This window comes from Pseudomonas sp. P4_C4 (genome assembly GCF_056402055.1).
In genome coordinates, this window is the sequence record NZ_JBFUID010000060.1 from 13,881 (window position 1) to 35,891 (window position 22,011).

20 protein-coding genes and 1 pseudogene are annotated in these 22,011 nt (G+C 61.2%); 14 read left to right on the forward strand and 7 right to left on the reverse strand.

All coding sequences use genetic code 11. The features are described from left to right. Positions 1-231 precede the first annotated feature (231 nt). Both AC1DXW_RS25180 and AC1DXW_RS25185 read right to left on the reverse strand, forming a co-directional pair. The gene (locus AC1DXW_RS25180) at positions 232-1,557 is read right to left on the reverse strand and encodes an ATP-binding protein (RefSeq protein WP_477756041.1); all 1,326 of its coding nucleotides are present in this window, start codon (positions 1,555-1,557) and stop codon (positions 232-234) included. After that, positions 1,554-2,234, reverse strand: coding sequence for a response regulator (locus AC1DXW_RS25185; RefSeq protein WP_008020398.1), 681 nt, complete (start codon positions 2,232-2,234; stop codon positions 1,554-1,556). Before AC1DXW_RS25185 ends, AC1DXW_RS25180 begins: the two co-directional genes overlap by 4 nt. 154 nt (positions 2,235-2,388) lie before the next feature. Here AC1DXW_RS25185 and dsbD point away from each other — a divergent pair, with 154 nt between their 5' ends. From dsbD to dsbG, 3 genes are read left to right on the forward strand one after another with little or no spacing between them, the layout of a single operon-like run. Further along, positions 2,389-4,125, forward strand: a complete 1,737-nt coding sequence (dsbD, locus tag AC1DXW_RS25190) for a protein-disulfide reductase DsbD (protein ID WP_477760587.1) — start codon at positions 2,389-2,391, stop codon at positions 4,123-4,125. Further along, on the forward strand, positions 4,125-4,979 hold the full coding sequence (locus tag AC1DXW_RS25195; RefSeq protein WP_477756475.1) for a TlpA family protein disulfide reductase: 855 nt from the start codon (positions 4,125-4,127) through the stop codon (positions 4,977-4,979). Before dsbD ends, AC1DXW_RS25195 begins: the two co-directional genes overlap by 1 nt. Next, entirely contained in the window at positions 4,955-5,722 is a 768-nt protein-coding gene (dsbG, locus tag AC1DXW_RS25200) for a thiol:disulfide interchange protein DsbG (RefSeq protein ID WP_477756476.1), read from the forward strand. Before AC1DXW_RS25195 ends, dsbG begins: the two co-directional genes overlap by 25 nt. A 126-nt stretch (positions 5,723-5,848) precedes the next feature. Here dsbG and AC1DXW_RS25205 read toward each other — a convergent pair. The 3 genes and pseudogenes from AC1DXW_RS25205 to AC1DXW_RS25215 all read right to left on the reverse strand — a co-directional run. Next, positions 5,849-5,989 (reverse strand): annotated as a pseudogene (locus tag AC1DXW_RS25205) (GNAT family N-acetyltransferase); the annotation flags it as partial. 75 nt (positions 5,990-6,064) lie between these two features. Continuing rightward, entirely contained in the window at positions 6,065-6,883 is an 819-nt protein-coding gene (locus tag AC1DXW_RS25210) for a substrate-binding periplasmic protein (RefSeq protein WP_477760588.1), read from the reverse strand. 93 nt (positions 6,884-6,976) lie between these two features. After that, positions 6,977-7,603 carry a TetR/AcrR family transcriptional regulator gene (locus AC1DXW_RS25215; RefSeq protein ID WP_477760589.1) on the reverse strand — a complete coding sequence of 209 codons (627 nt, stop codon included), beginning with the start codon at positions 7,601-7,603 and terminating at the stop codon, positions 6,977-6,979. Between the two features lie 177 nt (positions 7,604-7,780). Between AC1DXW_RS25215 and AC1DXW_RS25220 the strand changes: the two genes are divergently transcribed. From AC1DXW_RS25220 to ppnP, 8 genes are all read left to right on the forward strand, one after another. Beyond that, on the forward strand, positions 7,781-9,583 hold the full coding sequence (locus AC1DXW_RS25220) for an acyclic terpene utilization AtuA family protein (protein WP_477754967.1): 1,803 nt from the start codon (positions 7,781-7,783) through the stop codon (positions 9,581-9,583). A 12-nt stretch (positions 9,584-9,595) separates the two neighbouring features. After that, positions 9,596-10,465 (forward strand): SDR family oxidoreductase, encoded by an 870-nt coding sequence (locus AC1DXW_RS25225; RefSeq protein ID WP_477754966.1) that lies wholly within the window; start codon positions 9,596-9,598, stop codon positions 10,463-10,465. Between the two features lie 3 nt (positions 10,466-10,468). Next, the gene (atuC, locus tag AC1DXW_RS25230) at positions 10,469-12,085 is read left to right on the forward strand and encodes a geranyl-CoA carboxylase subunit beta (RefSeq protein WP_477760590.1); all 1,617 of its coding nucleotides are present in this window, start codon (positions 10,469-10,471) and stop codon (positions 12,083-12,085) included. A gap of 25 nt (positions 12,086-12,110) precedes the next feature. Further along, positions 12,111-13,268, forward strand: a complete 1,158-nt coding sequence (gene atuD / locus AC1DXW_RS25235; RefSeq protein WP_477754964.1) for a citronellyl-CoA dehydrogenase — start codon at positions 12,111-12,113, stop codon at positions 13,266-13,268. Then, entirely contained in the window at positions 13,265-14,062 is a 798-nt protein-coding gene (locus AC1DXW_RS25240) for an enoyl-CoA hydratase/isomerase family protein (protein ID WP_477754963.1), read from the forward strand. The genes atuD and AC1DXW_RS25240 overlap by 4 nt, the downstream gene beginning before the upstream one ends. A gap of 119 nt (positions 14,063-14,181) precedes the next feature. Continuing rightward, the gene (locus tag AC1DXW_RS25245; RefSeq protein ID WP_477754962.1) at positions 14,182-16,143 is read left to right on the forward strand and encodes an acetyl/propionyl/methylcrotonyl-CoA carboxylase subunit alpha; all 1,962 of its coding nucleotides are present in this window, start codon (positions 14,182-14,184) and stop codon (positions 16,141-16,143) included. A 70-nt stretch (positions 16,144-16,213) separates the two neighbouring features. Beyond that, entirely contained in the window at positions 16,214-16,756 is a 543-nt protein-coding gene (locus AC1DXW_RS25250) for a 3'-5' exonuclease (protein WP_477754961.1), read from the forward strand. 69 nt (positions 16,757-16,825) lie between these two features. Continuing rightward, positions 16,826-17,110 (forward strand): pyrimidine/purine nucleoside phosphorylase, encoded by a 285-nt coding sequence (gene ppnP / locus AC1DXW_RS25255; RefSeq protein ID WP_007940055.1) that lies wholly within the window; start codon positions 16,826-16,828, stop codon positions 17,108-17,110. Positions 17,111-17,182: 72 nt separating this feature from the next. On the opposite strand, the gene AC1DXW_RS25260 is transcribed toward ppnP, so the two are convergent. Together AC1DXW_RS25260 and AC1DXW_RS25265 are read right to left on the reverse strand one after the other, a co-directional pair. Continuing rightward, entirely contained in the window at positions 17,183-17,989 is an 807-nt protein-coding gene (locus tag AC1DXW_RS25260) for an MOSC domain-containing protein (RefSeq protein ID WP_477754960.1), read from the reverse strand. Positions 17,990-18,072: 83 nt separating this feature from the next. Continuing rightward, positions 18,073-19,008 (reverse strand): chemotaxis protein CheV, encoded by a 936-nt coding sequence (locus tag AC1DXW_RS25265; protein WP_477760591.1) that lies wholly within the window; start codon positions 19,006-19,008, stop codon positions 18,073-18,075. Between the two features lie 464 nt (positions 19,009-19,472). On the opposite strand from AC1DXW_RS25265, the gene AC1DXW_RS25270 reads away from it, so the two are divergent. The 3 genes from AC1DXW_RS25270 to AC1DXW_RS25280 all read left to right on the forward strand — a co-directional run bounded on the left by AC1DXW_RS25270 (position 19,473) and on the right by AC1DXW_RS25280 (position 21,888). Next, positions 19,473-19,943, forward strand: coding sequence for a hypothetical protein (locus tag AC1DXW_RS25270; protein WP_477754958.1), 471 nt, complete (start codon positions 19,473-19,475; stop codon positions 19,941-19,943). Positions 19,944-20,338: 395 nt separating this feature from the next. Continuing rightward, on the forward strand, positions 20,339-21,232 hold the full coding sequence (locus tag AC1DXW_RS25275; RefSeq protein WP_477754970.1) for a sensor histidine kinase: 894 nt from the start codon (positions 20,339-20,341) through the stop codon (positions 21,230-21,232). Next, positions 21,229-21,888, forward strand: a complete 660-nt coding sequence (locus AC1DXW_RS25280) for a response regulator (RefSeq protein ID WP_477760592.1) — start codon at positions 21,229-21,231, stop codon at positions 21,886-21,888. The genes AC1DXW_RS25275 and AC1DXW_RS25280 overlap by 4 nt, the downstream gene beginning before the upstream one ends. Positions 21,889-22,011 lie beyond the last annotated feature (123 nt).

Sequence of the window (22,011 nt, forward strand, 5' to 3'; positions counted from 1 at the left end):
CTGCTGTTCGATAAGGCTGGTAGCGACTGACATCTCTCGCCCCCTCAATAAGGTTTTCCTGTTCTGGAAACGCATCAGCGCTTGAGGGATTTAGGCGGTAACACGGAAACCTCTGTAGGAGCGAGCTCTGCTCGCGATGGACTCAAGAACACCGCGTGCATTCAGAAAGCACGCGTTATCGTTATCGACCATCGCGAGCGAGCTCGCTCCTACAGTGGTATGTGGTGTTTTTCAGACGGGTTGCAGCGGCATCGTCAGCTCAACCCGCAAGCCGTCCGGCCGGCTATCGAAATGCAACGTGCAACCGCAACGCTGGACGATGGCCTGGACAATCGCCAGCCCCAGACCACAACCGGTGCTCTGGCCGTTGCGCCAGAAACGCTGGGTCAGGTGTTGCAGGTCTTCTTCGGCAATCCCCGGCCCATGGTCGCGCACCAAGAACTGCACACGATTGCCGGTGGTTTCCAGGCTCAACTCCACCGCTTTGTCGGCGGGGGTATGGCGCAGTGCGTTGTCGAGCAGGTTGCGCAGCGCGGCAATCGACAGCACGGCGGGCATTTGTACCGGCGCGGCGGAAACCTTGCCCGGTGCCTGAAACCTGATGCGCTGGCGATCGCCGCTTGCAGCGTCCTGGATCGCCAGTTTCGCCACTTGCTCGGCGTTGCATTGCACACCGTCGTCAAACGACAGACTGCCCTCGACGCGCGCCAGCAACAGCAATTGTTCGAGGGTCCGGTGCATGCGGTCGGCGCCCTCTTCGGCCCGGGCCAGGGACTGATCCCGGGCGCTGCCGTCAGTCATCCGCGCCACTTGCAGGTGAGTCTTGATCGCGGTCAGCGGGCTGCGCAGTTCGTGGGCCGCGTCTCCGGTCAGGCGACGTTCGCGCTCGATGGTCTTGCCGATGCGCTGGAGCAACTGGTTCTGGGTTTCCAGCAAGGGTTGCAGCTCGCTGGGTAGCGGCTGGATCTGCAAGGGTTCGAGGGAGTCGGCACTGCGGCGCATCAAGGCGTCGCGCATGCGGTTGAGCGGCGCCAGCCCCTGGCCGATGCCCAGCCAGAGCAAACACAGGCAACCGAGTAGCGCCACGCCCACCGGCACCGAAGCGGCCAGCAGGATCGACATGTTCAACGCCTCGCGCTCGATCTGCCGGTCGGCGGTGGTGATGCGCAGATCGCCCCGGGCCAAGGTGAAGCTGCGCCATGGCGCGCCGTCGATCATCTGATCGTGAAAACCGAGTTTCTCGGCCTCCAGGGCCTGCTGCGGATCGGTGTGACTACGGGCGAGGATTTCACCGCGCAATGAGCTGACCTGGCACGCCATGCCACCCGGAATGTTCAGTTGTTCGGCGCTGAAATGGGTGCCCTCACCCTTGCTCGGCACAGGCGGCAGTTGCTCCATCAGGCCGGCGACCATGCGTGCCGACGCCACCAGGCGCTGGTCGAGGGAAAACATCATTTGATTGCGCAGATCACTGAGCATCCAGGCCGCGGCCAGGGCCCAGATCAAGGCAAATGCGGCGCCGAGCGTCAGGCTCAGGCGCAAACGCAGACTCATCACTTTGATTCTTCTCCGCCATCAGCCGGCCCCAGGCGATAGCCCAGGCCGCGCACGGTCTCGACAATGCCGTTGCCGAGTTTACGCCGCAGGTGATGGATATGGACGTTGAGGGCGTTGCTTTCCAGTTCGTCGTTGAAGCCATAGACGCTGTCCTTGAGTTGCTCGGTGGACAGCACCCGCCCACGGTTGTGCAACAAGGCTTGCAGCAGCGACTGTTCGCGGCGCGACAGGTCCACCGGCTGTCCCGCGAGCGTGGTTTCGCGGCTGCTCGGGTCGTAGGTCAGGGCTCCGTGTTCGATCAGGTTGACGCTGCGCCCCGCCACCCGCCGCAACAGCGTGTGCAAGCGTGCAGCGAGTTCACGCAAGTCGAACGGCTTGAGCAGATAGTCGTCCGCGCCGGCTTGCAGGCCATCGACGCGGTCGGTGACCGAGTCTCGGGCGGTGAGGATCAAAACCGGCAACTCCAGGCCTTGATGGCGCAACTGCTGCAGAAGCTTGAGGCCATCTTCGTCCGGCAACCCGAGATCGAGCACCATGACATCGAACTCCGCCACCTTGAGCATCGCCCGGGCGGCGGACGCCGTGGCGACGTGCTCCACGGTCAGACCCTGGGCGGTCAGACCGGCGACGATACCGCTGGCGATCAGTTCATCGTCTTCGCAAACCAGTACGTGCATGGGGAGCCTCGTAGAAATAAAGCCTATTAAGCCATTGACCGATTAAGTCGACATTATGCCGCAAGCGCCACCGCCACAAGGCCGGGGCGGTTAATCATCGGTTAATCGCCACCCGCCACTGTGCACCTCATTAGCACAGGGCAAAGGCTTATCCATGCATCGTCTGTTTTTACTTTTTACCCTCTTGATCGCGGGCCTGGCCCAGGCGGGAACCAATCCGTTCGACACCAAACCTGAATTTCTCCCGGTTGATAAAGCATTCACGTTTACCTCCGAACGTCTGGAATCCGGTGAAACCCAGCTCTATTGGCAGATCACCGACGGCTATTACCTGTACCAGAAACGCTTGAAGTTCGACGGATTGCCTGTCGGGCAGCATCCCGCGTTGCCGGAAGGTGAAGCCCACAGCGACGAGTTTTTCGGTGAACAGCAAGTCTACCGTCAGGGCCTGGAACTGAAGATTCCGGCGGGTGCCAGCGGCACGGTCAAGGTCAGCTACCAGGGTTGTGCCGATGCCGGTTTATGTTATCCGCCGCAAACCAGAGTCGTGGACCTGGGCAATGCCAATGCGCAGAGTGCGGCCAATGAGGCACCGGACCAGGCGCTGGCCAGCAGCCTGCAATATCGGGCGCTGGGCTGGAGCCTTTTGCTGTTCTTCGGCCTGGGCCTGTTGCTGGCCTTCACGCCTTGTTCATTGCCGATGCTGCCGATCCTGGCCGGGTTGATCGTCGGCAGCGGCGCCACGCCCAAACGCGGATTCGCCCTGGCCAGCAGTTACGTGGTCAGCATGGCCCTGGTGTATGCGGCGATGGGTGTCCTGGCCGCCTCCCTCGGGGCGAACCTGCAAGCCTGGTTGCAGAACCCCTGGCTGCTGGGCAGTTTCGCGGCGATTTTCGTGCTGCTGGCGCTGCCGATGTTCGGCTACTTCGAACTGCAACTGCCGGTGGCCGTACGCGATCGCCTGGAAAACGTTTCGCGCAATCAACGTGGCGGCAATCTGATCGGCGCCGGGGTGCTGGGGGCGCTGTCCGGCCTGCTGGTCGGCCCGTGCATGACCGCACCGCTGGCCGGTGCCCTGCTCTACATCGCGCAAAGCGGTAACGCGTTGCATGGCGGATTGATTCTGTTCGCCATGGGCATCGGTATCGGCGTGCCGCTGCTGTTGCTGGTGACCGTCGGCAATCGCTTCATGCCCAAACCCGGCGTCTGGATGAACCTGGTCAAAGGCATTTTCGGCTTTCTGTTCCTCGCCACCGCGTTGCTGATGCTGCGCCCGGTGCTGGACGAGTCCCTGTGGCTCGGCTTGTGCGGTGCGCTGCTGTTGATCGCGGCCTACAGCGCCTGGAAACAGTCGGAAGGTTTCGGTCGCATCGCGCACCTGTTTGGTGCCAGTTCGTTGTTGCTCGGATTGTGGGGTGGCATGCTGGTGATCGGTGCGGCCGGTGGCAGTGACGATCCGTTCAAGCCGTTGCAAGTCTTCCGCTCCTCGAACCAGGCAGTGGCCGCGGTGCCGGTTGGCCACGATGCCTTCACCACCATCAAGGATCCGCAGGCACTGCAACGGGAACTCGACGCCGCGCAGGCTCAGGGCCAGTGGGTGCTGCTGGACTACTATGCCGACTGGTGCGTGTCGTGCAAGGTCATGGAAAAACAGGTGTTCGGCAAAGCCAATGTCATGGAAGCCCTGAGCGACGTGCGCTTGCTCCGACTGGACGTCACCGCCGACAATGCCGCCAGCCGCGAACTGCTCGGCCGTTACAAAGTGCCAGGGCCACCCAGCCTGCTGTGGATTGGCGCTGACGGTGAAGAGCGTCGCAGCCAGCGCATCACTGGGGAGGTCGATGCCGATACTTTCCTGCAACGCTGGACCAACACCCGAGACGCCCGTTAATGCTGACCTTCACCCTCGGCACCTTTGCCATTGCGCTTAATCATCTGCTGCTGATCAGTGCGCTGGCGCTGGCCACGTTTGTCGGCTGGCGGGTGGCCAAGCGTGGCGGTGACAACCCCGAGTCGGTACTGTTCAGCCTGTTTCTACTGGGCATGCTGGCGGCCCGGGTCAGCTTCGTGGCAGTCTATTGGGCCCACTATCGCAACGATCCGTGGCAGATCATCGACCTGCGCGATGGCGGTTTCCTCGCCTGGCCGGGGGTGACTGTGGTTTTGCTTGCCACGCTGTATCGCGGCTGGCGTCGCCCGGGTTTGCGCCGCCCATTGGGCTTTGGCGTGACCAGCGGCCTGGCGTTCTGGCTGTTGGCGACGTTCTCCCTGTCGATTTATGAACAAGGCACACGCCTGCCGGAAATCGCCCTGCGCAACGCCGCCGGCGAAACCGTGCAACTGGCCGACTACAAGGGCGGCCCGTTGGTGATCAATCTCTGGGCCACCTGGTGCCCGCCGTGCCGCCGGGAAATGCCGGTACTGGAAAACGCCCAGCAACACCGGCCAGACCTGACCTTCCTGTTCGTCAATCAGGCGGAAAGCATGCAAAGCGTCGCGACCTTTCTGGAAACCCAGGGCCTGAGCCTGTCCAACGTGCTGTTCGACGGTGGCGGGCGCCTGAGCCAGGCCGTCGGCTCCATGGCATTGCCGACTACGCTGTTCTACAGCTCCGAAGGTCGCCTGCTGGGCAGCCATCTGGGCGAGTTGTCGGAAGCCAGCCTGGCCCGCGCGCTGGAAAACTTCGACACCGTACCCGCCACCTCTTCAAGGAAATTGCCATGCCCCGCCTCCGCCACCTGCTGACCCTGTGCCTCGGTGCTGCCCTGTTGCACCTGCCATCGGTGCAGGCCGAAGAGTTGCCCGATGCCATCAAGAAAATCGAGGCCAAGGGCGCGAAAATCGTCGGCCAGTTCGACGCCCCCGACGGCTTGCGCGGTTATGCCGCGCAATACCAGAGCCGCGGCATGGCGCTGTACCTGACCCCGGACGGCAAACACGTGTTGCTGGGCAACCTGTATGACGCCGAGGGCAATGACCTGAGCAGCGCACCCTTGCAGAAACTGGTGTATGCCCCGATGGCCAAGGAAGTCTGGGCCAAGTTCGAAACCAGCAACTGGATCGGCGACGGCAAGAAGGATGCGCCGCGCGTGGTGTACCTGTTCAGTGACCCGAACTGCCCGTACTGCAACATGTTCTGGGAACAGGCCCGGCCGTGGGTCAAGGCTGGCAAGGTGCAGTTGCGCCACATCATGGTGGGCATCATCCGCGAGGACAGCCCGGGGAAATCCGCTGCACTGCTCGCGGCCAAAGACCCGGAAAAAGCCCTGCAGGATCACGAAGCCGCTGGCAAGGGCAGCTCGCTCAAGGCCTTGAAGGAAGTGCCGCCGGCGATCCAGGCAAAATTCGCGGCCAACATGCAATTGATGGAAGAGCTGGAGTTGCAGGCGACGCCGGCGATTTTCTACATGGACGACAAGGGTAATCTGCAACAGCAGCAAGGCGCGCCGTCGCCGGACAAACTGGCGAAGATTCTCGGGCCGAAGTAAGCAAGATCAAAAGATCGTCCGAAGGCTCGGGCCGCGTTCGAACGATCTTTTTCGCAAACCCTACGCCGGATTGCACTCAACTAAAAATGCCAGCAGCGCTTGGGTGACAAACTCAGGATTCTCCAGCAACTCAGGGTCACGAATCAGCCGCAGGGTGAGCATCGGCTGCCCTTCCAGCCTGAGGCTCAGACGGCTTTGCGTTTCATCAGCGGCAAGACGACTGCCTGTCGGCAGACACAGGGCAGTCAGGTCATTCAGGTTGGACATGGGTCGGGCTCACGATAGTCGTCGACAGTTCAATAAAGTGACGTGAGCCATGGCAGGAAATTTAGGAAAAGACCGTCAATTGGCGACTTGTGGCGCCGGTTCGTTGTGCGGGATCGGCACCAACGCAATCTTGTACGGATCGAAAATCCTCAGCATCTGGCCGTTGTCCCGCAAGCCTTGCAACAACTTGCCGAAGGCCTCACCAGTGATGGGCGCGGTCGGACGGAGAATGGCGTAGTGATGATAGATCTGGTCAACGCGCTGGGACACCAGCAACTCGTCAGCGACTTTTTTATTGCGTAACAGGTAGTCGAACAGATAAGAGCGCGTGACCAGGGCAATGTCGGCCCGGTCGCGTAACACCATCAGCAGATTGCTGTCGTGGGAATAGGTCAGCGTGGCGTTGTAGTTTTGCGCGAGGTACTGAGGTTCGGCATTGAAGTTGGCGAACTCGTAGTGATAGCCGCTGAACAGAGCCAGGCGCTTGCCGTTCAGGTCGGCAAAATAGCTTTGCTGTCGATCGGGCAGGCGTTGCGCGACAAAAATCTCGGCGTCTTCCAGCCCCATGTCGACGGCAGTATGGGGAATGTCTTGCCACCCCCAGGCCGGATTTTCGAAGATGGCCATGTCGACCCGACCCTGTTTGAAGTCACCGAAGCGCCGGGCAATGGACGTGGGCACCAGGACAAACTGGTAGTCACTTTGCGACGCATTCAGAGCCTCGACCAGTTGCGGCAGCAACCCGGTATCGGCCCCGGATTCCGGGCGCACGGTATAGGGCGGAAAGTGCGCGGCACCAATGCGCACCAGCTGCGCAGCCTGGGACGGCATCACCGTTGACGCTGCAAGCATCGCCAGCAAAAGCTGCGAGGCTGTCCGAATCGGCGAATCCATCAAAACAACCCCACTCCCCAATAAAACAGCATCAATGCATTCAAGCTAGGCGGTTTTGTCCAGTTAGCCAGTTTAATGCTGGCCATTACAACTTTATTGCCGGTCTTCCAGCACCAGAATCAACGCTTCATCAGCCAACTGATCGAGGCTCATGTTGCCGTCGGCGCGAAACCAGGTGGTGGTCCAGGACAATGCGCCGGTCAGGAACCGTCGGGTGATAAACACATCGCCGCGGATAAAACCGGCGGTCTTGGCTTCGCCCAGTACTTGCATCCAGATGTCTTCGTAGATATCCCGCAGCGCCAGGACCTTGGCCTGGCCGTCTTCGGACAGCGAGCGCCATTCGTAGACCAGCACGGCCATGGCCTCGCCGCTGCCGCCCATGATCGACTGCAATTCACACCGGATCAAGGCCAGCACCCGCTCGCGCACATTGCCGGCCTCGGCGATGGCCGCACGCATCAACGCGGTGTTGTAGCGTATGGTTTCCTCCATCACGGCGCGCAGGATTTCGTCCTTGCTTTTGAAGTGATGGAAAATACTCCCGGACTGAATACCCACGGCGCCAGCCAGATCGCGCACGGTCGTGCGTTCATAGCCTTTATTGCGGAACAGGTGGGCCGCCACTTGCAGCAGCTTGCCACGGGCGCTGTCCGGGTCGGTCAATTGGCCGTCGTCGACCAACTCACGCATGACCCTCAGGGCTTTTTGCTCGTCCACCCATTCTCTCCTACAGTCGATCAATCAATAACGCCGATCCCCCGAAAACACCGGAGTTGCGCGGGCAATTTAAGCGCATGGATGCAACCAAGCAAGCGCTTGGGCAGAAGATAATCAAGTCATTTACAAACCAAGCGCTTGCTTGGTAATGTCGACGCACTTCGGTTGGAGGTGGCTATGGAATGGACTGCGCCTAAAACAATTCGCATCGGTTGTGCCAGCGCCTTCTGGGGCGATACCTCGACCGCTGCCGCGCAACTCGTGGAACACGGGCATCTGGACTATCTGGTCTTCGACTACCTGGCCGAGATCACTCTGTCGATCATGGCCGGCGCGCGGATGAAAGATCCCCAGGCCGGCTATGCGGGCGACTTCATCGAAGTCCTCGTGCCCTTGCTGCAGCAACTCGCGGCGCACAACATCCGGGTCATCAGCAATGCCGGCGGGGTCAATCCCCAAGCCTGCGCCGCCGCCCTGCAAGCAGCCTGCGACAAGGCCGGGGTGGCCCTGAAGATTGCCGTGCTGCTGGGTGACGATCTGCAGCCGCAATTCAAACAGCTAGGCAACCTGGGCATTCATGAAATGTTCAGCGGCGCACCTTTGCCATCGATGTGTGTCTCGACCAATGCCTACCTCGGTGCACCCGGCATCGTCGAAGCCCTGCGTCTGGGGGCGGACATCGTGATCACCGGGCGCGTGGTCGACAGTGCGGTGGTCAGCGCCGCGCTGGTGCATGAGTTCGGCTGGTCGTGGCACGACTACGACAAGCTCGCCCAGGCAGCATTGGCCGGGCACATCATCGAATGCGGTGCCCAGTGCACGGGCGGCAACTTCACGGATTGGCGCGACGTCCCCGACTACGAACACATCGGCTTTCCCATCGTCGAAGTCAGCGCCGACAGCCAGTTCATCGTCAGCAAACCCGAAGGGACCGGCGGGCTGGTCACGCCGCTGACGGTGGGCGAACAGATGCTGTACGAAATCGGTGATCCCCGCGCGTATCTGCTGCCCGACGTGGTGTGCGATTTCACTCAGGTCAAACTGCTGCAACAAGGCAGGAACGCGGTGCAGGTGCACGGCGCCAAAGGCCTGCCGCCGACCGCTCAATACAAGGTCAGCGCCACCTACCCCGATGGTTTTCGCTGCACCGCCAGTTGCCTGATTGCCGGCATCGACGCCGTCGACAAGGCGCGGCGAGTCAGCGCGGCGATCATCAACAAGACCTCGGAAATGTTCCGCCAGCGCGGCTGGGCAACCTACAGCGACGTGAATATCGAGTTGCTGGGCAGCGAAGCCACCTACGGCCCCCACGGCCAGCGTCAGGACAGCCGCGAAGTGGTGATCAAACTCGCAGTACGCCATCCGGACAAGCAGGCATTGATCGTGTTCTCCCGGGAAATTGCCCAGGCCGCCACCGGCATGGCGCCGGGGCTGACCGGCATTGTCGGTGGCCGGCCGACGGTGTATCCGCTGATCCGGCTGTTCTCGTTCCTGATCGACAAAACCGCCTGCACGCTGGACATTGATTGCATGGGCCAGCGCCACCGGTGTGCCCTGCCCGCCCTCGATGTGCTCGATCCGCTGGACCTGCCAGCCCCGCTCGCGCCACCGAAACCGACGGGCCTGGCCGACGCCAGCGTGGCCCTGGTCAAACTGGCGGTCGCTCGCTCTGGCGACAAGGGCAACCACAGCAACATCGGCGTCATGGCCCGCGAGCCCGAGTTCCTGCCGTGGATCGCCGAAGCCTTGACCCCGGAAGTGATCGTCGACTGGATGGGCCACGTCCTCGATCCCATCCACGGGCGAGTCGAACGCTGGTACTTGCCCGCCAGTCACAGCCTGAATTTCCTGCTGGAAAACGCCCTCGGCGGCGGTGGTGTCGCCAGCTTGCGCATCGATCCGCAAGGCAAAGCCTTCGCCCAGCAACTGCTGGAAATCCAGATTCCGGTGCCGCAGCGCATCGCCGACCAGTTCAACTAGAGGATTGCCGCCATGGCCTACGATTCGATTTTCAAAGCCGATTTGTTTGCCGGCCAAAACATCATCGTCACCGGTGGTGGCAGTGGCATCGGCCGCTGCACCGCCCACGAACTGGCGGCCCTCGGCGCCCATGTGCTGCTGGTCGGGCGCAAGGCCGACAAGCTGAAAACCGTTGCGGCAGAGATTGTCGAAGACGGCGGCAAGGCCGATTGGGCGGTTTGCGACATCCGCGAGGAAGAACCGGTGCAGCACCTGGTCAGCGAATTGATTCGCAAGCATGGCCCCATTCATGGCCTGGTCAATAATGCGGGCGGGCAGTACCCGTCGCCCCTGGCCTCGATCAATCAGAAGGGTTTCGAAACCGTGATGCGCACCAATCTGGTGGGCGGTTTCCTGATGGCCCGGGAAGTGTTCAACCAGTCCATGAGCAAGCACGGCGGCGCCATCGTCAACATGCTCGCCGACATGTGGGGCGGCATGCCCGGTATGGGCCACTCCGGCGCGGCACGTTCGGGCATGGACAATCTGACCAAGACCGCCGCGTACGAATGGGGGCATGCCGGGGTGCGGGTCAACGCCGTGGCGCCGGGCTGGATTGCCTCCAGTGGCATGGACACCTACGAAGGCGCCTTCAAGGCTGCGATTCCGACGTTGCGCGAACACGTGCCGCTCAAGCGCATCGGCACCGAATCGGAAGTCAGCGCGGCGATTGTTTTCCTGCTCAGCCCGGCAGCGGCGTTCGTCAGCGGCAGCACCTTGCGCATCGACGGCGCCGCCAGCCTCGGCGGGCGCGCCTGGCCGATTCATAAGGCGACCAACAGCGAGTCGTACAACGGTTTCCACCGTGCCTACGTACCAGACGTATTGAAGGACAAGGAATAACCCATGCCGGTGATTCAGTCGTTACTCGATCCCCACAGCGAGCCGTTCGCCCAGAACCGTGAAGCGATGCTGAGCGCCATCGAGCAGGTTCGCGTGCTCGAACAGAACCTGCTGAACAAGGCTGCCGAAGCCAAACCCAGGTTCGAAAAACGCGGTCAGTTATTGCCCCGTGAACGCCTCAATCTACTGCTGGACCCCGGCGCGCCGTTTCTTGAACTGGCGAGCCTGGCCGGCTACAAGCTGCACGACGACAAGGACGGCAGCTGCGCCGGTGGCGGCTTGATCGCCGGCATCGGCTATGTCTGCGGCGTGCGGGTGCTGGTGGTGGCGAACAACAGCGCAATCAAGGGCGGGACCATTTCCCCCAGCGGTTTGAAAAAATCCCTGCGCCTGCAACGGATCGCCATGGAAAACAAACTGCCGGTGATCACCCTCGCCGAAAGCGGCGGTGCCAACCTCAATTACGCGGCGGAGATTTTCGTCGAAGGTGCGCGCAGCTTTGCCAATCAGGCGCGGATGTCGGCCATGGGGTTGCCGCAGGTCACTGTGGTGCACGGCTCGGCCACGGCGGGCGGTGCCTATCAGCCGGGGCTGTCGGATTACGTGGTGGTGGTGCGCGGCAAGGCCAAGCTGTTTCTCGCCGGCCCGCCATTGCTCAAGGCCGCCACCGGCGAAGTCGCGACCGATGAAGAACTGGGCGGCGCCGAGATGCACGCACAAACCGCCGGCACCGCCGAATACCTGGCTGAAAACGACGCCGACGGTGTGCGTCAGGTACGCGAGATTGTCAGCCTGCTGCCGTGGAACGAGCAGTTGCCCCGCCAGCCCGAACGGCATTGGGAAGAACCGCTTTACCCCATCGACGAACTGCTGGGCCTGATCCCGGATGACCCGAAAAAACCCTACGACGTACGCGAGATCATCGCCCGGATTGCCGACGCTTCGAACTTTCTTGAATTCAAGGGCGAGTTCGATCAGCAGACCGTCTGCGGTCACCTGAAAATTCAGGGGCGCGCCTGTGGTTTCATCGGCAACAACGGCCCGATCACGCCAAAAGGTGCAAGCAAGGCCGCGCAGTTCATCCAGCTGTGCGACCAGAGCCGCACGCCGCTGCTGTTTTTCCACAATACCACCGGGTTCATGGTCGGCACCGAATCGGAACAGCAAGGCGTGATCAAACACGGCGCGAAGATGATCCAGGCGGTGGCCAACGCCCGGGTGCCGAAGCTGAGCATCGTCGTTGGCGGCTCATATGGCGCCGGCAACTATGCGATGTGCGGACGCGGCCTCGACCCGCGTTTCATCTTCGCCTGGCCCAACAGCCGCACCGCCGTGATGGGCGGTGCACAAGCGGGCAAAGTGCTGCGCATCGTCACCGAGGCCAAACAGGCCAAGGACGGCCTGGTGCCCGACCCGAAAATCCTCGACATGCTCGAACAGGTCACCGCGCAGAAACTCGACAGCCAGTCCACGGCGCTCTATGGCAGCGCCAACCTGTGGGACGACGGTTTGATCGACCCGCGCGATACCCGGACCTTGCTCGGTTACTTGCTGGATATCTGTCATGAGGCCGAAGTGCGGCCACTGCAAGCCAACAGTTTTGGTGTAGCCCGCTTCTAAGGGCGATCAGAGGAGAACAATAAAAATGATCTTCACCCAGGAACACGAAGCACTGCGCCGCACCGTGCGCCAATTCGTCGAGCACGAGATCAACCCGCACGTCGAGGAATGGGAAAAGGCCGGGCGCTTCCCCATCCACGATATCTTCCGCAAGGCTGGCGACCTCGGCCTCCTGGGGATTTCCAAGCCGGAAAAATTCGGCGGCATGGGCCTCGACTACAGCTATTCGATCGTCGCGGCCGAAGAGTTCGGCACCATTCACTGCGGCGGCATACCGATGTCCATCGGCGTGCAGACCGACATGTGTACGCCTGCGCTGGCACGGTTCGGCTCCGATGAGTTGCGCGACGAATTCCTGCGCCCGGCCATCAGCGGCGAGCAGGTCGGCTGCATCGGTGTCTCCGAAGTCGGCGCCGGCTCTGACGTTGCCGGCTTGAAAACCACAGCGCGCAAGGACGGCGATGATTATGTGATCAACGGCAGCAAGATGTGGATCACCAACTCGCCGAGCGCCGACTTCATCTGCCTGCTGGTCAACACCTCGGACGACAAACCGCACATCAACAAGTCGCTGATCATGGTGCCGATGAACACGCAGGGCATCAGCTTGAGCTCACACCTGGACAAGCTCGGCATGCGCAGCTCGGAAACCGCCCAGGTGTTTTTCGACAACGTGCGCGTACCGCAACGCAACCGCATCGGCCATGAAGGCGCGGGGTTCATGATGCAGATGTTGCAGTTCCAGGAGGAACGCCTGTTCGGCGCGGCCAACATGATCAAGGGCCTGGAGTATTGCGTCGACAGCACCATCGAATACTGCAAGGAGCGTAAGACCTTCGGCAACGCGCTGATCGACAATCAGGTGATCCACTTCCGCCTGGCGGAACTGCAAACCGAAATCGAATGCCTGCGGGCGCTGGTCTATCAGGCCACCGAGCAATACATCAAAGGCCAGGACGTCACGCGCCTGGCCTCCATGGCCAAGCTCAAGGCCGGACGGCTGGGTCGGGAAGTCAGTGACAGTTGCCTGCAATACTGGGGCGGCATGGGCTTCATGTGGGACAACCCGGTGGCCCGGGCTTACCGCGATGTACGGCTGGTGTCGATCGGCGGCGGCGCCGACGAAATCATGCTGGGGATCATCTGCAAACTGATGGGCATCCTGCCGGGGAAAAAGAAATGAACAACCTGCCGGTTTGCCAGACTTTGCTGCTGGAACTGCACAGCGGCGTATTGCACATCACCCTCAATCGCCCGGACAGCCGCAATGCGATGAGCTTGCAGATGGTCACCGAGTTGCGTTCGGTGCTGGCAGCCGTGCGCGATGACCGGGGGGTTCGCGCGCTGGTGATCGGCGGTGCCGGAGGCCACTTCTGCGCCGGCGGCGATCTCAAGGACATGGCCAGTGCCCGTGCTCAGGGTTCCAGCGCTCACTGTGATTTGAACCGGGTGTTCGGTGCGCTGCTGCAAGAGGTGCAACACGCACCGCAAGTGGTGATCACGGTGCTGCAAGGCGCGGTGCTTGGCGGTGGTTTCGGCCTGGCCTGTGTCAGCGATATCGCCCTGGCCGATCACCAGGCGCAATTCGGCCTGCCGGAAACCAGCCTCGGCCTGCTGCCGGCGCAGATCGCGCCATTCGTGGTGCAGCGCATCGGCTTGACCCAGGCCCGAAGACTGGCCCTGACCGCGGCCCGCTTTGATGGCCACCAGGCGCGCCGCATGGGGCTGGTGCATTTTGTCGAGCATGATCCGCAGGCCCTGGCCGAGCGTCTCGATGAGGTGTTGGCCCATGTGTTGTGTTGTGCGCCGGGGGCGAATGCGATGACCAAGAAACTCTTGCTGGCGAGTGCCGGAGAGCCGTCGGATGAGTTGCTTGATCAAGCGGCTGAATGGTTCAGCGAGGCGGTGACCGGAGCCGAAGGCATCGAGGGAACGATGGCCTTCGTGCAAAAACGCAAACCGGGGTGGGCCTCCTGAAAAGCATCGCGAGCAAGCTCGCTCCCACAGGGTTTATGAACGACATAAATCCAATGTGGGAGCGAGCTTGCTCGCGATGAGGCCCGACCAGACACTGCTAAAAATCAGAGAGCCTACCCATGCCCGGACTCAAAAAAATCCTCATCGCCAACCGCGGTGAAATCGCCTGCCGCATCCAGCGCACGGCCCAGGCGCTGGGCTATCGCACCGTCGCCGTGTTCAGCGACGCCGACGCCGATGCCCTGCACGTGCAGATGGCTGACGAGGCGGTCAACATCGGGCCGGCCCCCGTGCACCAGTCTTACCTGAACATCCAGGCCATCCTCGACGCGGCCCGGCGCACGGGCGCGGATGCGATCCATCCGGGCTACGGCTTCCTCTCGGAAAACGCCGGGTTTGCCCTCGCCTGCCAGGACGCCGGCATCACCTTCATCGGCCCCAGCCCCGAGGCCATCGAACTGATGGGCAGCAAGCGCCTGTCGAAGCTCGCCATGCTCGAAGCCGGTGTGCCTTGCATCGACGGTTATCAAGGCGACGGGCAGGACGACGCGACCCTGAGCCGCGAAGCCGGACGCATCGGCTATCCGTTGATGATCAAGGCCAGTGCGGGCGGCGGTGGACGCGGCATGCGCCTGGTGCACAACGCCAGCGACTTGCTGGAACAGATTCGCACCGCGCGCTCCGAAGCCCTGAACGGTTTTGGCAGCGGCGAACTGATTCTCGAACAGGCATTGGTCGAACCCCGTCACGTCGAGGTCCAGCTGTTCGGTGACCGGCATGGCAACCTGATTTACCTCGGTGAGCGCGACTGTTCGGTGCAGCGCCGGCATCAGAAAGTCATCGAGGAAGCACCCTGCCCAGTGATGACGCCTGAACTGCGGCAGGCCATGGGCGAAGCAGCGCTCAAGGCCGGGCGCGCGGTGCAGTACGTCGGTGCGGGCACCGTGGAGTTTTTGCTGGATGCACGCGGGCAGTTTTACTTTCTGGAGATGAACACCCGGCTACAAGTGGAGCACCCGGTGACCGAACTGATCACCGGCCTGGACCTGGTGGCCTGGCAGTTGAATATCGCCGAAGGGCAGCCGCTGCCCTTGCGCCAGGAGCAGGTGCAACTCCACGGGCACGCCATGGAAGTACGCCTGTATGCCGAAGATCCGGCTCAGGGTTTTCTGCCGCAAACCGGGCGCGTCGTGGCCTGGGAACCGGAATTGCAGGGCGGCGTGCGGATCGACCACGGCCTGATCGAAGGCCAGATCATCAGCCCCTTCTACGACCCGATGCTCGGCAAGTTCATCGCCCACGGCGCCACCCGCGAGGAAGCCCGACGCAAATTGCTGCGGGCGGTACAAGACAGCGTGCTGCTGGGCGTGCAAAGCAATCAGCGCTTGCTCGCCAGCCTGCTGGAACACCCGCAGTTCGCCTGCGGGGACTTCAGCACCGGGTTCATCGCGCAGCATTTTTCCGAGCATGCCTGCCTGCAGTCCCATGCCCCGGGCGCGCATCACCTGGCCATCGCCACCGCCCTCTTCTATCAGGCCTCAGCGCAGGCTCATCCGGCCGCGCTTTGCGGTTGGCGCAACAACGCCAGCGTGCCACTGCACTATCGCATTGGCCTGCAGGATCAGGATTGGCCGGTAGCGTTGCGGGCAATCCCCGGCGAGCCGTTGCACATTCAGGTCGCCGGGCACAACCTCGCACTGAAGATCATCCACAACGATGGACGCTGGGCCACCCTTGAGATTGATGGCATCCGCCAGCGCCACGCTTATCGCCTGGAGGCCGGGCAGCTCTGGCTGTTTACCCGCCCGGGCAGCCTGCAATTTGAGGATCGCACCCAGGCGCAGGTGACCAGCCAGGCCGGTGCCAGCTCCGGCACCCTCAAGGCACCGATGGACGGGGCGATTGTCGACGTCCTGGTCAATGAAGGCAGCCCGGTGAGCAAGGGCCAGTTGCTGGTAGTACTGGAGGCGATGAAAATGGAGCACCCGTTGAAATCGGGCATCGACGGTGTGCTCAAACGCCTGCAAGTCAAAGTCGGGGATCAGGTAAAAAACCGGCAGATTCTGTTGGAGGTCGAATAAGCCGCTAGGCGGAACCGCCGGGTTTGGCTACGCTCAAACCCTACAGGACGCGGATACCAGGAAACCTGCAATGCCTCACTGGCTGGTCATTGATCTGGAGGCCACCACCGATGAAGGTGGTTGGCCCGTAACGGATATGGAAATCATTGAAATCGGCGCCACCCTGGTGGACCGCAAGGGACGCGAACTGGACCAGTTCCAGCGTTTCGTCCGGCCTTTGCGGCGGCCGTTGCTGACGCCGTTTTGCCGCGAGCTGACGCACATCACCCAAGCCAACATCGATGCCGCGCAACCGCTGGGCGAAGTCTGGCCGGCGTTTGAACGCTGGCTCGGCCAACACCACGTGCGACTTGAAGGCTGGGCCAGCTGGGGCGATTACGATCGTAAACAACTGCTTCAGGATTGGCAGCAGCTGGGACTCGCCAGCATGCTGGCCAACGTGCCGCACATGAACCTCAAACAGCGCTTTGCCAAGGCCCGACGCCTGGAACGCCCGCTAGGACTCAACGGCGCTCTGCAACTGGCCGGCCTGCAGTTCACCGGCCAGCAACACCGGGCGCTGGAAGATGCGCGCAATACCGCACGCCTGCTGCCGCTGGTTCTGCCGCTTTAGACAGGTGACGACGCCAAGGGCCTTGTGCATACTGGCCGGCCCTTTTTAGCCCTTTTCGAGGAATCGCCCATGTTTAAAGTCAACGAGTACTTCGACGGCACCGTCAAGTCGATCGCCTTTGGCACCGCAGAAGGTCCAGCGACCATCGGCGTCATGGCTCCGGGCGAGTACGAATTCGGCACCAGCCAGCGTGAAATCATGCACGTGGTCAGCGGTGCACTGACCGTCAAGCTGCCGGACAGCAGCGACTGGGAAACCTTCGCTGCCGGCAGCCAGTTCAACGTGCCGGCCAACAGCAAGTTCCAGCTGAAAGTGGCCGTCGACACTGCCTACCTGTGCGAATACCGCGGCTAAACCCGCCGGGCTTCACCACAATAAAAAATGCCCGTGTTTTTCGACACGGGCATTTTTTTATTGTGCGCAAAGTTACTCGAGGATCTCCACCGGCATGCCGACTTCGAGTCGACCGTTGCCGTCGTTGACCAGGTTCTGGCCGAACATGGCGCCGTCCGCCTGGGAACGGTATTTCTGCAAGGTGGCCAAGGGTTCGCGGTCGTCGCTGCGCTCCCCGGTTTGCGGGTCGATGGTGGTCAGGATGCAGCGTGAACACGACTTGACCACGCGGAACTCGACCTCGCCGATACGGATACGCTTCCAGCCGTCCTCGGCGAACGCTGCACTGCCTTCGATCACCAGGTTCGGCCGGAAACGCAGCATCTCCAATGGGCGCCCGACCCGTTGCGACAAGTCCTCGAGAGAGGCCTGGCCAATCAGCAACAGCGGATAGCCATCGGCGAACGCCACCTGATCGTCATCCTTGCCGTAGCCGGCCTCCGTCATCCGCGCCCGTTCGAGCGGCACTTGCACCAGGCGTGTCGGTTTGCCGATGAACTGGCTGACCCAGGCCCCTGCTTCATCGCCTGCATCGGGCACTCGCAAGGTATCGCGCCAGATCGTCACGCCTCGCAGTTGTGCATCGCTATCGGGCAAGGCGATATCGATCGGCGCAAAGCCTGGGGCACTGAGAGCCAAGCCACCCTCGGCATTCCACAACGCCGACAGCTGGCTCATCTGCGCCACTGCACGCTGGGTCAGGAAGCGACCGCTGGCTTCATCCACCAGCATCCAGCGCCGATCGCCGTCCAGCCCCAACTTGTCGAGACCGATTGCTTGCAAGGCCTCGCCTTTGGCGGATTTCAACGGATAACGATACAGCGCGCTCAGACGCAACATGGCCAGCTCCCTGGTAGGCAAAACGCCACCCTATACGAGCTTGATCACCGAATCAAAGGCCAAAAAAACTGCCCGTGGCCTGATCAGGCCGGTACTTCGTCAAGCATCAGGCGCTGGCGCACCACGTCGACGAGTTTGTCCGGCTGGAATTTGGAGAGGAAATTGTCGCAGCCGACCTTTTTGACCATCGAATCGTTGAAGCTGCCGGACAAAGAGGTGTGCAGCACCACGTACAAGCCGCGCAGGCGTGGATCGTTGCGAATTTCGGTGGTCAGGCGATAGCCATCCATTTCCGGCATTTCCGCATCGGTGAAGACCATCAGCAGTTTGTCGGTCATGTCCACGCCGGTATCGGCCCAGGCCTTGAGCATGTTCAAGGCCTTCAACCCGTCGCTGGCGATGTGCATCTTCACGCCGAGCTGTCCCAGGGTATCGCGCAATTGCGCCAGGGCTACGTTCGAGTCATCCACCAGCAGCACCTCACGGCCACGGGCACGTTCCAGTACCGGATCTTCGAGCTTGTCGCGGGAGACTTTGGCGTTGTACGGGACGATTTCGGCCAGGACCTTTTCGACGTCAATGATTTCCACCAGTTGATCATCGACTTTGCTGATGGCCGTCAGGTAGTGCTGGCGGCCGGCACTGCTCGGTGGCGGCAGGATGGCTTCCCAGTTCATGTTGACGATCCGGTCCACGCCTCCGACCAGGAAGGCCTGCACCGAACGGTTGTATTCGGTGACGATAATCGTGCTGCCAGACCCCGGCACCAACGGGCGCATGCCGATGGCCTGGGACAGGTCGATCACCGGCAGGGTCTGGCCACGCAGGTTGACCACGCCGCACACAAAAGGATGGCGCTGTGGCATCAGCGTCAACTTTGGCAGCTGCAAGACTTCCTGTACTTTAAAGACGTTGATCGCGAACAATTGCCGTCCGGCGAGCCGGAACATGAGAATTTCCAGGCGATTCTCACCCACCAGTTGCGTGCGTTGGTCTACCGTGTCGAGAATGCCGGCCATCAATGACTCCTGGTCTTGTTCGGATGAATTCACTTAAAGAATGTTATCGGCTGTTTTTGCCGAAGCTTGACCCACTCTAAAATGCCACGCCCAGGCATTGATGTCACATTAACATCATGCTTTACTGGCGCTGCGATTACATCTGCCGCACTTCTGCGCCACACGACCACAACTCACGCGATAGGTTCCGCTGCGTAAGGGATTCCCCTATCAACAATCAGGTGCAACCTGATATTCGCAATATCCAATAGCCATTAATGTGACGCCATTCTCATTGCATGAACGGAGTCAGGCTTTTGTGTGCGATCGCAAGTAAGTGGCCGACCACCCTCTCGTGTTCCCCTGCCTGCCTGCGGGCCAGCCGAAGCTCGTTCACCCGACGACTCGGCAATGCCGGGGTCCCGAGCGCCCTCGTCGACACACTCGATATCCCCCTCATTTGACATGACGTTGTGGAGATAAGTATGCCGAACGACCGTAAAGAGTGGACCCAGCGGCTCACGGAGTTCCTCGTCGAGGCGCAAACACTCCTGGCTAAAACCGAGGAATGCCTGAGTCATCTGCAGCTGATCAGCAATGACAAGGACGCCATCGACTGCATGCTCAGCACACTGCTCAAGCTGGCCAACAAGGCCGATGCCCTGGCGTTGGCGGCCGTATCTGAATTCTCTCTGCATATTCATGGCCTGCTGAACCACGCCCAGAACACCATGAGCCTGCACGACGAGGCGCTGAGTGCCTTGAAAGACTGCCTGACCCTGATTGCCTGGCAACTTGAACTCATCGACCAGACCACCGGACAGCTCAGTCTCGACGACAGTGAGCAGGTCACCCTTATTGAAGCCTTTGCCTTTCAGGTCGGGCAAAGCCGATTTCAACCACCGATCAATTCCAGGCCGCTCACCCTCGTTTCCTATTCGCAGCGACAGGCCTGAACTTGCCGAACCATGTCGTATGGCGTGCTTTGGTTATCAATACCGCGCTGTAACTTGAGTGCACACATGTCGCAATTGATTTTTTCATAGCTATAAACGACCTCTTTTAACAAACACATCAACCAACTTGTTTCTTTATGGAAGCAGCGTCCAACGACTGGACTCCTGACTTTTCGGACATATATACGGACGCGACCAGCGGTATCTTAAGTGCTACTATGCCGCCTGTTAGTTGACGCCAATTAGTGGCAGTGTGGTTGCAGCCGGACAGTTTGGGGCTGATTTCTCCAAAAAAGTACACCCCGTTGAAGTCGACGCTCCAGATTAAAAAACAGGGGCCTGTCAGCCAGCATGACCGGTCTGCCCGCAGCGAAAATCCATTGGCTCCATCCGCTATGCACGCCAGCCTCAAGTCAATCGCCACGTGGCCACCTTCCCGAGAAAATGCACGCACATTCACGCTGTTGTTATGCGCCTGCTCGACGCTCGGCAGTCTGTTGGCCTATGGCTTGTCCATCCCGTTGCCCCTGTCATTGCTGGTGCTCAACGTTGCGGCGCTGACCAGTGCAGCCGTGCAGTACTGCCTCTCGCGCAAATCCATCAAATTCCAGCCCCAGGAACTGGCCGACCGGCTGTTGCAGGTTCAGGAAAACGAGCGTCACCGGCTGAGCCGGGAACTGCATGACGACATCGGTCAATTGCTGACCGCCGCAAAACTGCAAAGTGACTGGCTCAAACGCCGGATGCCTGAAGAACTCCAGGAGCAATGCTCGGTCCTCTGCGACACGCTGGAAGAAACCCTGACCAAAGTTCGTGACGTATCCGCCATTCTCAATCCCCGGCAGTTGACCAGCCTCGGGCTGGAAGCCAGTCTGCGCGCGCACCTGCTCAAGAGCCTGGCCAACACCCCGCTGCACTGGAGCCTGGAATGCCAGCAACGCCTGACCGGCATACCGGAGGAAATGGCCGTGGCCGCTTTCCGTATTACCCAGGAAGCGGTCACCAACATCCTTCGACATGCCCAGGCCAAGAACCTGCTGGTATGCCTGCAGCGTCTGCCACAAGGCCTGAAGTTGCAGATCAGCGATGATGGTCAAGGCTTCGCGCCTGCAACCGACCCCGGTCGTGAAGGACAACGCGGTATGGCCGGGATGTCGGAACGGATCGATCAACTGGGTGGCACGCTGACCGTGACCAGCGAGCCGGGCAAAGGCACCCGAATCGAAGCTCTTTTTCCCTGGGCGCCCCGTGCGCTCGAACGGGCCAGTTCGAATAAGGTTATGCATTGACTTGCAATTTACTACTGGTGGATGACCACTCGCTGATCAGGGCTGGCGTGCGCGCCCTGGTAATGGACCTGCCCGGCTACGCCGTCATCGGTGAGGCCAGTGACGGCTCGCAGTTGCTCGAGATGGTCGCGCACCTGTCCCCGGATATTGTCCTGCTGGACATTTCGATGCGCCAGACCGGTGGGCTCGAAGCCTTGCAGCAACTCAAGCGGGTGCGCCCGCAGAGCAAGGTCCTGATCCTCTCGATGCACACCGACCCGGCCCTGATCATGCAGGCGCTGGAATCCGGAGCCCATGGCTACCTGCTCAAGGACACCACGGCGACCGAGCTCGAGCACGCGCTGGAGGCCTTGCGCAACAACGAGCGCTATCTGAGCCCGGCCATTGCCCACACGGTGATCAACCAGGCGTTGACCCGAAACCAGAAGCACCCACCCGAACCTGCCGACTCGCACAACCTGACGGCACGTCAGCTGGAAATCTTGCGGTTGATCGTTCGCGGAAAATCCACTCGAGAGATCGCAAATGGCCTGGGGCTGAGCGTCAAGACCGTAGAAACCCACCGCTCGCAGATCATGAAGCGTCTGCAGATCTACGATGTGGCCGGCCTGGTGCTGTTTGCCGTGCGCGAACAAATCATCAGCCTTGACGACTAGGGGGCGTTCTCAATTAGTTTCCCCACCGCGTTGTCGCCTTAAAGCTGTCCAGGCAAGGCGTAGGCCGCTGGGAATGGTTGTTCCCTTTCCAAGGCCTGCAACGCAGCATGGCCAGCTTTAAGG

Excerpts from the sequence above, each read along its gene's own strand:
- ppnP (WP_007940055.1), top strand. The coding sequence starts at position 16,826 with ATGTTTAAAGTCAACGAGTACTTCGACGGCACCGTCAAGTCGATCGCC.
- dsbG (WP_477756476.1), top strand. The coding sequence starts at position 4,955 with ATGCCCCGCCTCCGCCACCTGCTGACCCTGTGCCTCGGTGCTGCCCTG.
- AC1DXW_RS25265 (WP_477760591.1), bottom strand. The coding sequence starts at position 19,008 with ATGGCCGGCATTCTCGACACGGTAGACCAACGCACGCAACTGGTGGGT.
- AC1DXW_RS25270 (WP_477754958.1), top strand. The coding sequence starts at position 19,473 with ATGCCGAACGACCGTAAAGAGTGGACCCAGCGGCTCACGGAGTTCCTC.
- AC1DXW_RS25195 (WP_477756475.1), top strand. The coding sequence starts at position 4,125 with ATGCTGACCTTCACCCTCGGCACCTTTGCCATTGCGCTTAATCATCTG.
- AC1DXW_RS25260 (WP_477754960.1), bottom strand. The coding sequence starts at position 17,989 with ATGTTGCGTCTGAGCGCGCTGTATCGTTATCCGTTGAAATCCGCCAAA.
- AC1DXW_RS25275 (WP_477754970.1), top strand. The coding sequence starts at position 20,339 with ATGCACGCCAGCCTCAAGTCAATCGCCACGTGGCCACCTTCCCGAGAA.
- AC1DXW_RS25185 (WP_008020398.1), bottom strand. The coding sequence starts at position 2,234 with ATGCACGTACTGGTTTGCGAAGACGATGAACTGATCGCCAGCGGTATC.
- dsbD (WP_477760587.1), top strand. The coding sequence starts at position 2,389 with ATGCATCGTCTGTTTTTACTTTTTACCCTCTTGATCGCGGGCCTGGCC.
- atuC (WP_477760590.1), top strand. The coding sequence starts at position 10,469 with ATGCCGGTGATTCAGTCGTTACTCGATCCCCACAGCGAGCCGTTCGCC.
- AC1DXW_RS25250 (WP_477754961.1), top strand. The coding sequence starts at position 16,214 with ATGCCTCACTGGCTGGTCATTGATCTGGAGGCCACCACCGATGAAGGT.
- AC1DXW_RS25210 (WP_477760588.1), bottom strand. The coding sequence starts at position 6,883 with ATGGATTCGCCGATTCGGACAGCCTCGCAGCTTTTGCTGGCGATGCTT.
- AC1DXW_RS25240 (WP_477754963.1), top strand. The coding sequence starts at position 13,265 with ATGAACAACCTGCCGGTTTGCCAGACTTTGCTGCTGGAACTGCACAGC.
- atuD (WP_477754964.1), top strand. The coding sequence starts at position 12,111 with ATGATCTTCACCCAGGAACACGAAGCACTGCGCCGCACCGTGCGCCAA.
- AC1DXW_RS25220 (WP_477754967.1), top strand. The coding sequence starts at position 7,781 with ATGGAATGGACTGCGCCTAAAACAATTCGCATCGGTTGTGCCAGCGCC.
- AC1DXW_RS25225 (WP_477754966.1), top strand. The coding sequence starts at position 9,596 with ATGGCCTACGATTCGATTTTCAAAGCCGATTTGTTTGCCGGCCAAAAC.
- AC1DXW_RS25245 (WP_477754962.1), top strand. The coding sequence starts at position 14,182 with ATGCCCGGACTCAAAAAAATCCTCATCGCCAACCGCGGTGAAATCGCC.